Here is a 14,775-nt window from a genome sequence, read left to right on the forward strand (position 1 = left end):
TAGGTTCAAATGAGGTGCATGCGCACCGGCAGGCGTTTGATGCCACAGACAAAATTCGAACGCAAAAAGGCGTGTTCACCCGTTTGCTCGATGCGGTCAACACGTTGGATCAGCTCTTGCAATAAGACCCGCAACTCCAGCCGCGCCAGCCACATGCCCAGACAGGCATGCGCCCCGCCCTGCCCGAATGAAAGGTGTCGGTTCACGCCCCGGTTCAAGTCGACCGTGAACGGCTGCTCAAAAGCCCGCTCATCCCGGTTGCCCGAGATGAACCAGAGCAGCACCTTGTCGCCCGCCTTGACCTGTTTGCCGTGGTACTCGAAGTCCTCGGTCGCGGTGCGGCGAAAGTGTGTGGCGGGCGAAGCCCAGCGGATGAACTCGTCGGCCACGCCTTCCCAGGCGGCTTCGCCCTGCACCGCCTTGAGCTGTGCCATCAGGCCCGGCTGGTTGGCCAGCGCGTGCAAAGCCGCCGCAATCGAATACCGCGTGGTGTCGTTGCCCGCTGCAACCAGCAGGCAAAAGAAGTTGCGGAACTCGGTGTCGCTGATCACATTGCCTTGCGCGTCGGGCTGGGTGATCAGGTGCAACACGCCGCTGGTGTCACCCGCTGCGCGTTTGCGCGCCATCATTCGGGCCGCGTAATCAAACAGGTCAGCCCCGGCGGGCGAGCGAAACGGCATGAAGCGGTAGGCCTCGGTGTCCATTTTGTCGACCACATGGCTGGTGAAATCGCTGTCGGTGTTGGCCATGAGCGCGTCGCCCTTGTCCACCAGCCAATCCAGGTCCTCCTCGGGCAGTCCCGCAATTCGCCCGAGCATGCGCATGGGCAGCTGGCGGGCAATCTGGTGCGTGGCGTCAAACTCGCCTTGGCCAAGGGCCTGGTCGAGGATGCCCACACACAGCTCACGGATCTGGTCTTCGTACAGCGCCATCATGGGCTTGGAAAAGGCCTTGGCCACCAGCATGCGGGTGCGGGTGTGCTCGGGCGGGTCGGTCTCCTGGAAGGTGCGCCGCGCCATGTACTCCTCGTGCGTCTGGTCTTCCATGCGGATACCTTGGGCAGAACTCAAGCGCTGGTGGTTGCGGTTGAGCTCCAGAATGTCGGCATGCCGCGTGACCGACCAAAAGCCCTTGCCTTCGGACCAGTCGCACCAGGCCATCGGGTCCTCGTCGCGCAGGCGCTGGAAAGTGTTGTGCGGCGTGCCGTTCACATAGCTGTCGTGGTCCGCCAAGTCGGCGTGGCCATCGTCGGTGGGGTGCCAGACGGTCATGGGCGGGTGTTCCTTGCGTGCTCAATGAATTGCGCCATCCACTGGCCAAACAGCGGCACATCGGCGGCCTGCTGCAGACTGGCATGGGCGCGGGCCAAGGTGTTCGTGTCGAGCTTGTCGGCCAGGAAGCCCAGCAAGGCCTGCATGAACACCAGCGGCATTTCGGGGTGGTACTGGGTGGTCCAAATGTGCTGGCCGATCTGCATCGAGCCGATGGGGCAAAAATCGCTGCCACCCAGGCACTCGGCCCCCTCGGGCATGCGGGTGACTTGCTCGTTGTGGGCAGCCATCAAGGTGGTGGTGCTTTGCGCGGGCTGCATCCAGGGGCGGGTGCGCTGCCAGTGCGTGGCCGCCGTGCCCAGGCCCCAGCCCGCTGCGTTGAGCGCCACCTGCCCGCCCAGCGCCCGGGCCACCGCTTGGTGGCCAAAGCACAGGCCGATCAGCGGCTGGCGGGCCGCATCGACGGCGCGGATGAAATCCAGCAACGACCCGACCCAAGGCAGGCTGTCGTCGTTGACCGAAGCCGGGCTGCCGGTGATGACATAGCCATCAAAAGCCTGCGGGTCACTGGGCAGCACGCCGTCTTTGACGGGCAGCACCTCGAAAACCCAGTTTGAAAGCAGGGGCTGCAGCAACTGGACCACCTTTTGCCCATCGTTCGGGAAATGGGCCGCAAACGCCGAGGTGTCGTTGTTGGTCAGCAAAACGGCAATGTGCAGATTCGGCAGGGACATCGGATCTCTTTCAAACTCACAGCCATGCTATGCACAAGGCGCACCAAGCACTATCAAGTTTGGGCACGGCACACCCCGGGTTTTCACGAAAAAGCCTGTGACACCGGAACAGGCACACTCGGGGCATGCCCCGCACGTCTGTTTTGGCCCTTTGATGAGCCCATTTACCCCTGAATCGCCCTGGGTCCAGGTGCTGGACACCCAGGACATGGACCAGCACGCCCTGGCCCAGCAGGGCTGGGCGCTGCAGTACGAACAACTCTCGCCCGGCCAGTTCAAGGGACGGATCCACCAGGTGCAACTGCCCGGGGTCACGCTGCTGCGCGAAGACACCAGCATCGCCTTGCGCCAGCGAGGCAGGCTCGACGACAGCGTGTACGGTTTTGCCATGGCGCTGCAAGACTCACCCGATCTGTTTTTCAACGGCCAACGGGTGCCCGCACACGCCATCATGTGCGGCAAGGGCGACGAGGTGGACCTGACCACACCGACGCATTTCACCTTGATTGCCCTCGTGGTCGAGCGTAGTCTGCTCAACCCCTTGTGGGAGCGCATGTACCAAAAACCCCTGGCGCACTGGCTCGAAAAGCAGCTGGTACTGCCCACCACCGACATCAAAGCGCAGAACCTGCGCGACCTGCAGCTCACGGTGCTGGACCAGGCCAGCGCCCTGGCCCACCGCCCGCATGACCTGCAAGCCCTGCGCCAGCTGCGCGACGAGATTTTGATGGAATGGCTCGAAGCCCTGCCTGCCCAGGTCGACACTTCCGAGCTGCCCAACCTGGAACGACGCAAAAAACTGGTGGACCGGGCCTGCGAGCTGATGATGGGCCATGCCGACGAGCCCCTGTCCATCCTGGAGGTGTGCAGCCGTGTGGGCACGAGCCGGCGCAAGCTCAATTACTGTTTTCAAGACGTGCTGGGCACCACGCCCATCAAGTACCTGCGCTCACTGCGCCTGAACAGCGTGCGCCGCGCCCTGCGCCAAGCCGCGCCCGGCGAGACCATCCAGGACATCGCCTCGCACTGGGGGTTTTGGCACCTGAGCCAGTTCGCACAGGACTACAAGAAGCTGTTTGGCGAACTGCCCTCTGCCACCTTGAAGGTTTTCGAAAACCGCAAAAAACCCCTGCCCTCAAGCTCTGTGGCAACGGGCCAGTCTCAGTAAGTCAACTCCAGCACCGTGGTGCGGCCCTCTGCCAAGGGCCAAGTCAAGCCCACCACGTTTTCACCGTTGAATTGCCCGGCCACGGTGCGCTGGGTTTTGTCGTTCAGGCGCAGCTTGGAACTGGCCACACCCGCCCCCGGGGGTACACCCGGCAGGGTGGCTTGTCCGTCCAAACGCATCTGGTCCCGTTGAGGGTCGAAATAACCGCGCGGGCGCACAAAAGTGACCACAGACTGCGCGGCCCGATCAGCCTCAGCCATCCGCTCAGGCTTTATGTGCACGATGTCGCTGGAGCGCGGGAACGCGCTGCGGTAGATGTGTGTGGTGGCGTATCCCTTGGCCGAGATGACAAACTCGTAGACCGCTGTTGATTGGCCTTTAAAAGGTCCCCACAGCCCATCGGCGCCCACCGTTTTTTGGTGCACGGCAGTCCCCTTGCGCTGGCCTGTCAGTGGATCAACCTCATAAACGTCTAGGTTGGCTCCAGCCAGGGGCAAATTGTTCACAAAGTTGCCACTTTGGGCGTCTAGCGGATTCAAACCCAAACCCACCACTTTGCCATTCAAAACCATAATGGACTCGGTTTTGATGCCAAAATCTGGCGTGCGGCCCGTGATGAAACGGTAAGTGGCCTCAAAAGCCGCCGCCGAATAAGAGGTCTCCCGGTGGTCAATGCGAGGGATCACCACATTGGTTGCGCCCTTGAGCTCCGGACCGGCAAAAGTCACGTGGGTGGACTTGCCTTTCAAGCCAATCCACAGGCCGTCGGGCTGGGCAAATTTGTCGTTGTTGTCCGAGCGGATGGTCATCCATCGGACCGTCCCACAGACTTCGTCACCTTGTGCATTTTTGGGCGCATTGAGCTGGCTCAGGAAAGGCCCGGTGCCTGAGAACTCATTGGCCTCATTGACCCCGGGTATGGCCTGAACACCATGGTTGGGTGTGCCGCCCAGCACCGCTGGGCTGACCAGGTTTTGTCCCCCACCGTTGCAGATGAAGTTGCGAATCGCATTGCCACCCCGCGAGTTGCCGACCAACACCACCTGGCTGGCCCCCGTGCGCTTCAAGACCGCTTGCACCTCGTCGCGCAAAAAGGCCATGTGCTCGGCGGTGGAGGTTCGGCCCGCTTGGGGCTTGTTGTCGGCGTCTCGCGCCAAGGGATAGGGCACATCGATGGCATGCAGGCGATCGCGCGGCCAACCGTTCGATTCAAAGCGCCACAGGGTGCTTTGCCACAAGGCTGCCGTGTCGCCATTGCCGTGCACAAAGACCACAGGGGGCGTGTCGGACCCGGCCGTGGGCAAGATGCTGGCGCAGGCACTCAGCAAAAGGGTGGAAACAGCAGCCAGCCAAACGTTTCTGCGAGGCAAGTTCATGGGACCCGTCCTTCCATGTCAAAAGTGCTTCATGGTGAACGCATCCGAGCGCCAAGGCTGACCCCAAGGTGTCAGCCCCATCCGATCAGCTGGTTTTGCGCGATGACAAGGCCCACAAAGCCACGCCACCCAGCATCATGGGCACACACAGCCACTGCCCCATGCTCATGCCCAGGCTCAAGAGGCCCAGGTGCGCATCGGGTTCGCGGAAGAATTCGGCCACGAAACGGAAAAAACCGTAGCCCAGCAAAAAAGCCCCGGACACCTGCCCAGTTGGGCGGTCCTTTCGGGCAAACCACCACAACAACACAAACAGCAGCAAGCCTTCCAGCGCGATTTGGTAGAGCTGCGAAGGGTGACGCGGCAAATCGCCCGCCCCACGGAACACCATGCCCCACGGCAGCGTGGGATCGGCCACCCGGCCCCACAGCTCGCCATTGAGAAAATTGCCCACCCGACCGGCTGCGAGTCCCGTGGGCACACACGGCGCGACAAAGTCCATGACCTGCAAGAAGGGGCGCTGGCGGGTGCGGGCAAACCAAACCATGGCCAGCATCACACCCAGCAAACCGCCATGGAAACTCATCCCCCCCTGCCATATGGCGAAGATTTCGAGCGGGTTGGACAGGTAATAAGCGGGTTTGTAAAACAGGCAATAACCCACGCGGCCACCCAAAATCACACCGAGCACACCCAAAAACAGGATGTCTTCCACATCGCGGTTTTGCCATTCCGGCAGGTGTTTGAAAGGCGCATGGCCCAAGCGCCGCACGCCCAGCCAGAAAAACAGGCCAAAGGCGGCCAAATAAGTCAGGCCATACCAGTGGATGGCCAAGGGCCCCAACTGCAGGGCGACGGGGTCAATTTGTGGGTGGATCAGCATGTCCGGATTGTGCACCGGAGATGCCGCGCAATGGACACAAAGTCCCCACAGGCGCCCGTTAGAATGTGGCGACCTTCTTTTGGGCTTCTACCGAGACACCACCATGAGCGACAAAATCATCCCGATCACCCCCATCAACAGCCGCAGCGCCAACATTACCGAGGGCAAATCCCGCGCCCCCAACCGCTCGATGTACTACGCCATGGGCTATGAACAGAGCGATTTCGTCAAACCCATGGTGGGCGTGGCCAACGGTCACAGCACCATTACCCCCTGCAACAGCGGTCTGCAAAAATTGGCCGATGCAGCCATTGAGGGCATCGAAGCCGCCGGGGGCAACGCCCAGGTGTTTGGCACCCCCACCATTTCGGACGGTATGGCCATGGGCACCGAAGGCATGAAGTATTCGCTGGTGTCCCGTGAGGTGATCGCCGACTGCGTGGAAACCTGCGTGCAAGGCCAGTGGATGGACGGCGTGCTGGTGGTGGGCGGTTGCGACAAGAACATGCCCGGCGGCCTGATGGGCATGCTGCGCGCCAACGTGCCCGCCATTTATGTGTATGGCGGCACCATTTTGCCAGGCCGCTACCAGGGCAAAGACCTGAACATCGTGAGCGTGTTTGAAGCTGTGGGCGAAAACGCTGCGGGCAAGTTGAGCGACGAAGACCTGCTTGAGATCGAAAAGCGCGCGATTCCCGGCACCGGCTCGTGCGGTGGCATGTACACCGCCAACACCATGTCTTCGGCTTTCGAGGCGCTGGGTATTTCTTTGCCCTATTCGTCCACCATGGCCAACGTGCACGACGAAAAAGTCGAGTCGGCCAAAGAGTCGGCCCGCGTTCTGGTGGAAGCCATCCGCAAAGGCATCAAGCCGCGCGACATCGTGACCCGAAAGGCCATTGAAAATGCCGTGGCCGTGATCATGGCCACCGGGGGTTCAACCAATGCGGTTTTGCACTTTTTGGCCATCGCGCACTGCGCGGGCGTGGAGTGGAGCATCGACGATTTCGAACGCATCCGCCAACGCACACCCGTTTTGTGCGACCTCAAACCCAGTGGCAAGGCCCTGGCGGTCGATTTGCACAAGGCAGGCGGTATTCCTCAGGTCATGAAACTCTTGCTCAATGCGGGTTTGCTGCACGGCGACTGCATCACCATCACAGGCCAAACCATTGCCGAGGTGCTCAAGGATGTGCCCGACGCCCCGCCCGAGCAAAGCGTCATCCACACCATCGAGAACGCCATGTACAAACAAGGCCACTTGGCCATCCTCAAGGGCAACCTGTCGCCCGAGGGTGCCGTGGCCAAGATCACTGGCCTGAAAAACCCGGTCATCACGGGTCCTGCCCGTGTGTTCGACGACGAGCAATCGGCCCTTGAAGCCATTTTGGCGGGCAAGATCCAAGCCGGTGACGTGATGGTTTTGCGTTACCTTGGCCCCAAAGGCGGCCCGGGCATGCCCGAAATGCTGGCCCCCACAGGTGCCCTGATCGGTGCCGGTCTGGGCGAAAGCGTGGGCCTGATCACCGACGGCCGCTTCTCTGGTGGCACTTGGGGCATGGTGGTGGGTCACGTCGCACCCGAAGCGGCCGCAGGCGGGACCATCGCTTTTGTGAAAGAAGGCGACAGCATCACCATCGATGCACACCAGCTGATCCTTGAGCTCAACGTGCCCGAAGCCGAATTGGCCAAGCGCCGCGAAGGCTGGAAAGCCCCTGAGCCCCGCTACACCCGTGGTGTCCAGGCGAAGTTCGCTTTCAACGCATCGAGCGCCAGCAAAGGCGCTGTGCTCGACCTGTATTGATGCTGCTGGGATGCACGCAAAAAAGCCGCTGAAAAGCGGCTTTTTTGCGGGTCATTGGCGCAAGTACAGGCGCCTGGACAGCCCAAGGCTGCCCTCAAGCTCAGATCAAAGACCGATGGCGGCAATACCGGCTTTGGCAATTTGCGCGTCTTCGTTCGACTTGACACCACTCACACCCACCGCGCCCAGGCAAAAGCCGTCTTTCATGATCGGCACGCCGCCTTCGAGCATGCCTTGGATGGCGGGAGCAGACAAAAATGAGGTGCGGCCACCGTTGATCACATCTTCATAGACCTTGCTCTCACGACGACCCAAGGCCGCGGTGTGTGCTTTGGACGGCGCAATGTGCGCGGACACTGGTGGGGCACCGTCCAGACGGGCGAAGTGCAGCAAATGACCGCCCATGTCGACGATGGCGATGCTGACCGCCCAGTTGTTTTTCAGGGCTTCGGCTTCGGCCGCAGCGGCAATGGCTTTGACATCGGACAGTTCAAGGCAGGATTGTGTTTTCATGGGGGTCTGGTGCTGAAAAAATGAAAACCACAAGCATACACGGGCACCGCCTGCCGATTGCCCACCCCCAGTGCAAAACTGATTCACCCGGATAACCCCATCAACTGCCGGAAATCCCTCGTTCGTTTACTCCGCGCAGGTGTGAGCTCTACAATGGCCAGACCTTTTTTAAAGGCTTTTTCAGGAGATACACCATGAGCGACCTTCGCACCCTCAATTCCGCTGACTGGGGCCATGTGGACCTGGCGGCTCGCAACCGCGTTCTGCGCAACACCTATTGGCTGCTGGCCCTGAGCATGCTGCCCACTGTGCTGGGTGCTTGGGTCGGTGTGAGCACAGGGATCACCCAGTCACTCACAGGTTTTATGGGCTTGGTGGTGTTCTTGGGCGGCGCCTTCGGTTTCATGTTCGCCATCGAGAAAACCAAAAACTCCGCTGCCGGCGTCCCCGTGCTGCTGGCTTTTACCTTCTTCATGGGTCTGATGCTCTCGCGCATGATCGCCATGGTGCTCGGCTTCAAAAACGGTGCTGACCTGGTGATGACCGCCTTTGCGGGCACCGCAGGCGTGTTCTTTGTCATGGCCAGCCTGGCCAGCGTCATCAAGCGTGATCTGTCCGGCATGGGCAAATGGCTTTTTGTTGGCGCCATGGTCCTGATGGTGGGCGGCATCATCAACGTGTTTGTGGGCTCCACTGCAGGCATGCTGGTCCTCTCGACCTTGGCCATTGGCATCTTCAGCGCCTTCTTGCTGTACGACCTCAAGCGCATCTTGGATGGCGGCGAGACCAACTACATCAGCGCCACCTTGGCCCTGTACCTGAGCGTGTTCAACATCTTCCAAAGCCTGCTGGCCCTGCTGGGCATCATGGGCGGTGAACGCGACTGATCTGTGTAGCACACAGCAAAAAGGCTCCCTCGGGAGCCTTTTTTTGTGGTCACAGGCTCTTGGTCTGCAACCAGCTGAGCGTTGGTCACGCCAGCTCAAACACTGCCATGCTCTCCACATGGGCCGTGTGCGCAAACATGTTGATGACCCCTGCGGCCACGCAGCGGTAGCCCGCACGGTGCACCAAAATGCCCGCATCCCGGGCCAGCGTGGCGGGGTTGCAGCTCACATACACAATCCGCTTGGGCGGAGTCCAGCCTTGGCGCAGGTCCTGGTTTTCGTGCAACTCGGCCAAGGCCTTGCTCAGGGCAAAAGCGCCTTCGCGCGGTGGGTCCACCAACCATTTGTCGGCGGTGCCGTCGGCCACCAGCATCGCGGGCGTCATCTCAAACAAATTACGCGCCACAAACTGTGTGGGGGCCAAACTTTGGCCTTCAGGCCGAGTGGCTTGGTTGCGGGCGTAGTTGTCGCGTGACCGCGCGACCAGTGTTTCGGCCCCTTCAATGCCGAGTACCTGCCCCGCTTGCGTGGCGATGGGCAGTGTGAAGTTGCCCAAACCACAGAACCAGTCGATCACCCGCTCGGTCTTTTGCGCTTGCAACAGGCGCAGCGCCCGGGCCACCAGCACGCGGTTGATGAAGGGGTTGACCTGGGTGAAGTCGGTGGGTCGAAACGGCATGGTGATGCCAAAGTCGGGCAGACCGTAACTCAGTTGCGCGCCACCCTCGTCCAGCAAATGCACCGTGTCCGGGCCTTTGGGCTGCAACCACCACTGCACCTGGTGCTCGGCAGCAAACGCCCGCAGCAGGGCTTTGTCGCCCTCGCTCAAGGGCTCCAGGTGGCGCAGCACCAGGGCCGTGACCTCGTCGCCACAAGCCAATTCCAGCTGGGGCAGGGTTTCGCGAGCTTCCATCTGCCCAATCAGGGCGCGCAATGGCAGCAACATGCGGCTGACATGGGGCGGCAAGACCGGGCACACCTTCATGTCGGCGATGTAGCGGCTTTTGCGTTCGTGGAAGCCGATCAGCACTTCGCCTTTTTTGATCACGTAGCGCACCGACAGGCGGGCGCGGTAGCGGTAGCCCCAAGTTGGCCCCTCGATCGGGCGCAGCAGCGTTTCGGCTTTGACCTTGCCCAAGTGCCAGAGGTTGTCTTCGAGCACGCGTTGTTTGATGGCCACCTGGGCCGAGGCTTCGAGGTGCTGCATCTTGCAGCCGCCGCAGGCCCCGGCATGCAGGCCGAAATGGGGGCAACCGGGCCGCACGCGTTGGGAGGATTCGTGGTGGATCTGGGTGACGGTGCCCTGCTCCCAGTTGTTCTTTTTTCGGTGCACGTTGACCGACACCAACTCGAAAGGCAAAGCGCCTTCGATGAACACGACTTTGCCATCAGGTCGGCGGGCGATGCCTTGGGCATCCATGTCCAGGGAGCCGACTCGCAGCCAGCCCTCGGGCAGGTCGGCGCTGGAGTGGCTGGGTTCGTCGGCGTGGGCTTGGGATAGGGAAATGTCTGGATCGCTCATGCCCTGATTGTCTCAGGATGTGAGGCCAGTCTTGAGGGCCGAGCGCACAGTTTCACCGCTTCGTGTGAAGCTGGGCCCCCAGCCGTGCACATCAACGCGCGGAGAGGTACTTGGCCGGGTCCACCGGTTTGCCTTGACGGCGGATCTCGAAATGAAGCTTGACGCGGTCGGCATCGGTCTTGCCCATTTCGGCAATTTTCTGACCCTTGCGCACTTTCTGGTCCTCCTTGACCAGCAAGGCCTGGTTGTGGGCATAGGCTGTCAAAAAGGTGTTGTTGTGCTTGAGGATGATCAGGTTGCCATAACCGCGCAAACCCGCACCGGCATACACCACCTGGCCGTCGGCGGCAGCCAACACCGGGTCGCCTGCGTTGCCGGCAATGTCGAGGCCCTTGTTTTTGGCCTCGTCAAACCCAGCAATCACGCTGCCGCTGGCGGGCCAGGCAAAACCTAAACCCTCGTCATGGGCAACGGGTGCAGTTGGGGGCGCTGGCGCTGGCTTGGTGGGTGTGGCCACGGGGGCAGTGCCCCCAATCGGCTGCACCACCACACCACCGGCTTCGACCGAGGCGCCAGGAGGTGCCACACGCAGGACCTGCCCCACTTCGATCAAGTTGGCGTTGGCCAGGCTGTTCCAACTGACCAGATCGCGCCAGGTCTGGCCGTGGTCCAAGGCAATGCGGGTCAAGGTGTCGCCGCGTTGCACGGTGTAATAACCCGGTTTGCCCGCGTTTTCTGCCCCCGGCATGACCTTCACCGCCTCGGCTGCTGGCACAGCGGCTGGGGCGCTGACTTTGGGACTGGAGCCGCGTGTTTCCACCGGTGCTGGCGCACGCGGGGAAGAGGTACACCCGGCCACCACCATCAGAGCCAAAGATGCGAGCCAAAAACGGGAAACTTCACGAAACATCATCCGGTGCCATTCCTTCATGCAATCCCCGATTTTAGAGGCACAAAGTGAACCGCCTCCAAGACCTGTCGGTCAAAGCCTGTGGCGGTTTTGCGAATCACCACCAGCGCCTGCTGGCCCGTGGCGGTGACCGTGGGGGCCACCAGCCTGGCCCCCACGGCCAATTGTTCCAACCAGACCGAAGGCACGTCCTCGCCACCGGCCGCCGAAATGATCCCGGCGTAAGGGGCACCTTTGGGAAAGCCCAGCATGCCGTCGCCCAGCATCAGGTGCACATTGGGCAAGCGAAAAGGCAGCAGGTTTTTTTTGGCTTTTTCGTGCAAGCCACGCAGGCGCTCTATGCTGTAAACCTCGGTGGCCACACAGCTGAGCACCGCCGCCTGGTAGCCGCAGCCGGTGCCAATTTCGAGCACCCGCCCCAGCTTGCCAGGCGCATCTTGCCGCAGCAACTCGATCATGCGGGCCACCACATTCGGTTTGGAAATCGTTTGCCCCAAACCGATGGGCAAGCTGGTGTCCTCGTAAGCTTGCCCCACCAAGGCGGATTCGACAAAACGGTGCCGCTCCACCTGGCCCATGGCCTGCAAGACCCAGGGGTCCTGCACGCCTTGCTCGGCCAATTTGGCCACCATGCGGGCGCGCACCGCGCTCGAATCCAAGCCCAGACCGCTGGACACCGGCATGGCAGGCACCGCTGCAAGCCGCCCCGGCGCAGCGCTGGGCGGCGCTTTGTGCGCCACCTGCCCTGCTGCGGGACGTGGATTGGCTTGGAGCGGCTGCGGGTTTGAAGTGGCCGCAGACCGGCCCCCGGAAGGAGGCAGTTTGGCGGGAAAACTGGGCCTGGGTTTCATGCCCCGTCCTGTTGCCAAAGCCGCGCGCAGGTCTGGCTCCAGGCCTGCAGGTGATCGTGTTCCGTCAAATCCACCTTCAAAGGCGTGACCACGACATGCCCCAAATCAGCTGCATGGAAATCGGTGCCTGCACTGTCGTCCATGGCTGCACCGGCGGCGCCAATCCAGTACATGGTCTGGCCCCTGGGGTCCACCTGGGTGATGACCGGCTCGGCCGCATGCCGCCGCCCGAGGCGACACACCTTGGGCGGCTTGATCTGATCCAAAGGCAAGTTGGGGATGTTCACATTCAGCAACCAGGGGAGAGTGCCAATCAAACTCTGGTCCATCATTTGCTGGACCATGCGGGCAACGGTGTTGGCCGCTGCATCCAGATGCGCCCAGCCTTTGTCGATTTGCGACACTGCGATGGCCGGAATGCCAAACAAATAACCCTCCATCGCCGCGCCCACCGTGCCCGAGTACAAGGTGTCGTCGCCCATGTTGGCGCCGTTGTTGATGCCCGAGATCACCAAGTCCGGGCGATAGCCGAGCAAACCAGTCAAGGCGATGTGCACACAGTCTGCGGGTGTGCCGTTGACATAGCGGAACCCGTTCTCGGCCCGGTTGACGTACAGCGGGGTGTGCAGGGTCAAGGCATTGGATTTGGCGCTGTTGTTGTGTTCTGGGGCCACCACTTCAACATCGGCAATGGCCTGGAGTGCCGCGTGCAGGGCGACGATGCCGTCGGCCCGAAAGCCATCGTCGTTGGAGATCAGGATTTTCATAGGTGGGCGATTGTTCAATCGGCCATTGTAGGGCGATGTCGCTTCGGGACAGGCACCACGGCTGGATCCACCTTGGGGGCAAAACCGGGTCATGCAGCGGCTCTGGGCAGAAGGTCGCTACGGGGACATGAAGGGCAGCGCCTGACTGCCTAAGATCAACATTTTTGACCCCTGATTTCATTTGGAGACACGGCATGCATGCTTGGCTTTGCGAGAACCCCACGGGCGTAGACGCCCTCACCTGGAAAGAACTGCCCACCCCCACACCCGGGCCCGGCCAGGTGCTCATCCAGATTGAAGCGGCCAGCCTGAATTTCCCCGACCTGCTGATCGTTCAAAACAAATACCAAATGAAGCCCGAGTTGCCCTTTGTGCCGGGCTCCGAATACGCGGGCAAGGTGGAAGCCGTGGGCGAAGGTGTGACGCACCTCAAAGTTGGGCAGAGCGTGGCCTGCCTGTCGGGTACTGGCGGCTTTGGCACCCACACCCTGGCCCCGGCCAAACTGTGCATGCCTTTGCCTGCCGGTTTTCCGGCCACCGATGGTGCGGCCTTCATCATGACCTATGCCACCTCGCACCATGCGCTGGTGGACCGCGCCGCCCTCCAAGCGGGTGAAACCGTGCTGGTGCTCGGCGCCGCGGGCGGCGTGGGCACGGCGGCCATCCAGATTGCCAAAGCCATGGGGGCCAAAGTCATTGCAGCGGCATCCACCGACGAAAAATGCGCCCTGTGCACGAGCTTGGGCGCCGATGCCACCATCAACTACAGCACCCAAAACCTGCGCGAGGCCCTGAAAAGCCTGACCGAAGGCAAAGGCCCTGACGTGGTGTATGACCCCGTGGGCGGCGATCTGGCCGAGCCCGCCTTCCGTTCCATCGCTTGGCGCGGGCGCTACCTGGTGGTGGGCTTTGCAGGCGGCCCCATCCCCTCGCTGCCACTGAACCTGCCCTTGCTCAAGGGCGCATCGCTGGTGGGTGTGTTTTGGGGCGAATTTGCCAGACGCGAGCCACAAGCCAACGCTGCCATGATGGGCGAGCTGGCCCAGTGGTACGGCCAAGGCAAGATCAAACCCGTGCTGGACCGCACCATGCCCATGAACGAACTCAAAGCCGCCTACACCCTCATGGGTTCGCGCAGCGTCATGGGCAAGCTGGTGATGGTCAACTGATGGGCTGAAAACTGCCCCTCGGCGAGGGGCAGTGGCCAGAAAAACATGAAAAAAACTGAACATACGAGCCCTGTGGTGGTGGTCACGGGCGGCGCTCGCGGCATTGGTTTGGAGATTTGCAACACGTTTTTGAAACGCGACTACCGCGTTGCGGCACTGGACATTGACAAGGCAACGCTTGCAAAAACAGAAGCCAGCTTCAACAACCCCAGTTTCTTGGCGATTGCCTGTGATGTGTCCAAGCCAGCGCAGGTGTCTCGCGCCATGGATCGCGTCGAGAAAAAATTTGGCCGAATCGATGCCCTGGTCAACAACGCAGGCGTGGCCATTTTTAAACCGATCCTGGAAGTGACCTGGCAAGATTGGCGCACCATCATGGACACCAATTTGGACGGCGCCTTTTGGTGCACACAGGCATGCGCCAAAGTCATGCTCAAAAACGGCGGCGGCAGTGTGGTCAACATTGCCTCCATCTCCGGTCTGAGGGCCAGCACACTGCGTGTGGCCTACGGCACCAGCAAAGCGGCCCTCATCCACCTCACCAAACAGCAAGCTGCAGAGTTGGGCGATGTGGGCATTCGTGTGAACTGCGTCGCGCCAGGCCCCGTGGCCACCGAAATGGCCAAGCTGGTTCACAGCAAGGCCATCATCAAAGACTACCACGACACCATTCCCATGAACCGGTATGGCAGCACCGAAGAGATTGCCAACGCCGTGGCTTTTCTTTGCAGCCGTGAGGCCAGTTATATCAATGGCCAAACCATTGCTGTAGACGGTGGATTTGATGCCGCAGGTGTGGGCTTGCCGACCTTGCGCAAAAGCCGTACGGTCGCATCAACTCGGACAAGCGCAAAGTAATCATGCTGAAGTCTCGCTGAAAAGAAAAAACCCCGAGTGAATCAATCACTCAGGGTTTGGTC

Annotated in this window: 14 protein-coding genes; 5 read left to right on the top strand and 9 right to left on the bottom strand. The window is 61.3% G+C overall.

Annotation, left to right across the window (positions count from 1 at the left end):
* Positions 1–5 precede the first annotated feature (5 nt).
* Both L63ED372_RS08035 and L63ED372_RS08040 read right to left on the bottom strand, forming a co-directional pair.
* On the bottom strand, positions 6–1,271 hold the full coding sequence (locus L63ED372_RS08035) for a cytochrome P450 (protein ID WP_062405128.1): 1,266 nt from the start codon (positions 1,269–1,271) through the stop codon (positions 6–8).
* Positions 1,268–2,005: a type 1 glutamine amidotransferase gene (locus L63ED372_RS08040; RefSeq protein WP_062405130.1), complete on the bottom strand. Its 738-nt coding sequence runs from the start codon at positions 2,003–2,005 to the stop codon at positions 1,268–1,270. The genes L63ED372_RS08035 and L63ED372_RS08040 overlap by 4 nt, the downstream gene beginning before the upstream one ends.
* Positions 2,006–2,159: 154 nt before the next feature.
* Here L63ED372_RS08040 and L63ED372_RS08045 point away from each other — a divergent pair, with 154 nt between their 5' ends.
* On the top strand, positions 2,160–3,173 hold the full coding sequence (locus L63ED372_RS08045) for a helix-turn-helix domain-containing protein (protein WP_062405132.1): 1,014 nt from the start codon (positions 2,160–2,162) through the stop codon (positions 3,171–3,173).
* Here the strand turns inward: L63ED372_RS08045 and L63ED372_RS08050 are convergent.
* Positions 3,167–4,549, bottom strand: a complete 1,383-nt coding sequence (locus L63ED372_RS08050) for an alpha/beta fold hydrolase (protein WP_062405134.1) — start codon at positions 4,547–4,549, stop codon at positions 3,167–3,169. The two genes, L63ED372_RS08045 and L63ED372_RS08050, sit on opposite strands and share 7 nt — an antisense overlap.
* A gap of 85 nt (positions 4,550–4,634) precedes the next feature.
* Positions 4,635–5,432 carry a prolipoprotein diacylglyceryl transferase gene (lgt, locus tag L63ED372_RS08055; RefSeq protein ID WP_062405136.1) on the bottom strand — a complete coding sequence of 266 codons (798 nt, stop codon included), beginning with the start codon at positions 5,430–5,432 and terminating at the stop codon, positions 4,635–4,637.
* A 103-nt stretch (positions 5,433–5,535) separates the two neighbouring features.
* On the opposite strand from lgt, the gene ilvD reads away from it, so the two are divergent.
* Complete coding sequence (ilvD, locus tag L63ED372_RS08060) at positions 5,536–7,236, top strand: dihydroxy-acid dehydratase (protein ID WP_062405138.1); 1,701 nt, start codon at positions 5,536–5,538, stop codon at positions 7,234–7,236.
* Positions 7,237–7,341: 105 nt separating this feature from the next.
* Here ilvD and L63ED372_RS08065 read toward each other — a convergent pair whose 3' ends face one another.
* Positions 7,342–7,749: a GlcG/HbpS family heme-binding protein gene (locus tag L63ED372_RS08065; protein ID WP_062405140.1), complete on the bottom strand. Its 408-nt coding sequence runs from the start codon at positions 7,747–7,749 to the stop codon at positions 7,342–7,344.
* A gap of 194 nt (positions 7,750–7,943) precedes the next feature.
* Between L63ED372_RS08065 and L63ED372_RS08070 the strand changes: the two genes are divergently transcribed.
* Positions 7,944–8,636 carry a Bax inhibitor-1/YccA family protein gene (locus L63ED372_RS08070; RefSeq protein ID WP_062405142.1) on the top strand — a complete coding sequence of 231 codons (693 nt, stop codon included), beginning with the start codon at positions 7,944–7,946 and terminating at the stop codon, positions 8,634–8,636.
* 85 nt (positions 8,637–8,721) lie between these two features.
* Here L63ED372_RS08070 and rlmD read toward each other — a convergent pair whose 3' ends face one another.
* The 4 genes from rlmD to surE all read right to left on the bottom strand — a co-directional run bounded on the left by rlmD (position 8,722) and on the right by surE (position 12,686).
* Complete coding sequence (rlmD, locus tag L63ED372_RS08075) at positions 8,722–10,158, bottom strand: 23S rRNA (uracil(1939)-C(5))-methyltransferase RlmD (protein ID WP_062405144.1); 1,437 nt, start codon at positions 10,156–10,158, stop codon at positions 8,722–8,724.
* A 91-nt stretch (positions 10,159–10,249) separates the two neighbouring features.
* Positions 10,250–11,071, bottom strand: coding sequence for a peptidoglycan DD-metalloendopeptidase family protein (locus L63ED372_RS08080; protein ID WP_062407819.1), 822 nt, complete (start codon positions 11,069–11,071; stop codon positions 10,250–10,252).
* 14 nt (positions 11,072–11,085) lie between these two features.
* Positions 11,086–11,919, bottom strand: coding sequence for a protein-L-isoaspartate(D-aspartate) O-methyltransferase (locus L63ED372_RS08085; protein WP_082431631.1), 834 nt, complete (start codon positions 11,917–11,919; stop codon positions 11,086–11,088).
* On the bottom strand, positions 11,916–12,686 hold the full coding sequence (gene surE, locus L63ED372_RS08090) for a 5'/3'-nucleotidase SurE (protein ID WP_062405146.1): 771 nt from the start codon (positions 12,684–12,686) through the stop codon (positions 11,916–11,918). The genes L63ED372_RS08085 and surE overlap by 4 nt, the downstream gene beginning before the upstream one ends.
* A gap of 194 nt (positions 12,687–12,880) precedes the next feature.
* Here surE and L63ED372_RS08095 point away from each other — a divergent pair, with 194 nt between their 5' ends.
* Both L63ED372_RS08095 and L63ED372_RS08100 read left to right on the top strand, forming a co-directional pair.
* Positions 12,881–13,855 (top strand): NADPH:quinone oxidoreductase family protein, encoded by a 975-nt coding sequence (locus tag L63ED372_RS08095; protein WP_062405148.1) that lies wholly within the window; start codon positions 12,881–12,883, stop codon positions 13,853–13,855.
* 45 nt (positions 13,856–13,900) lie between these two features.
* Positions 13,901–14,713, top strand: a complete 813-nt coding sequence (locus tag L63ED372_RS08100; RefSeq protein ID WP_062405150.1) for an SDR family NAD(P)-dependent oxidoreductase — start codon at positions 13,901–13,903, stop codon at positions 14,711–14,713.
* The last annotated feature ends 62 nt before the right edge of the window (positions 14,714–14,775 follow it).

Source organism: Limnohabitans sp. 63ED37-2 (genome assembly GCF_001412535.1).
In the GTDB taxonomy this organism is placed as follows: Bacteria; Pseudomonadota; Gammaproteobacteria; order Burkholderiales; family Burkholderiaceae_C; genus Limnohabitans_A.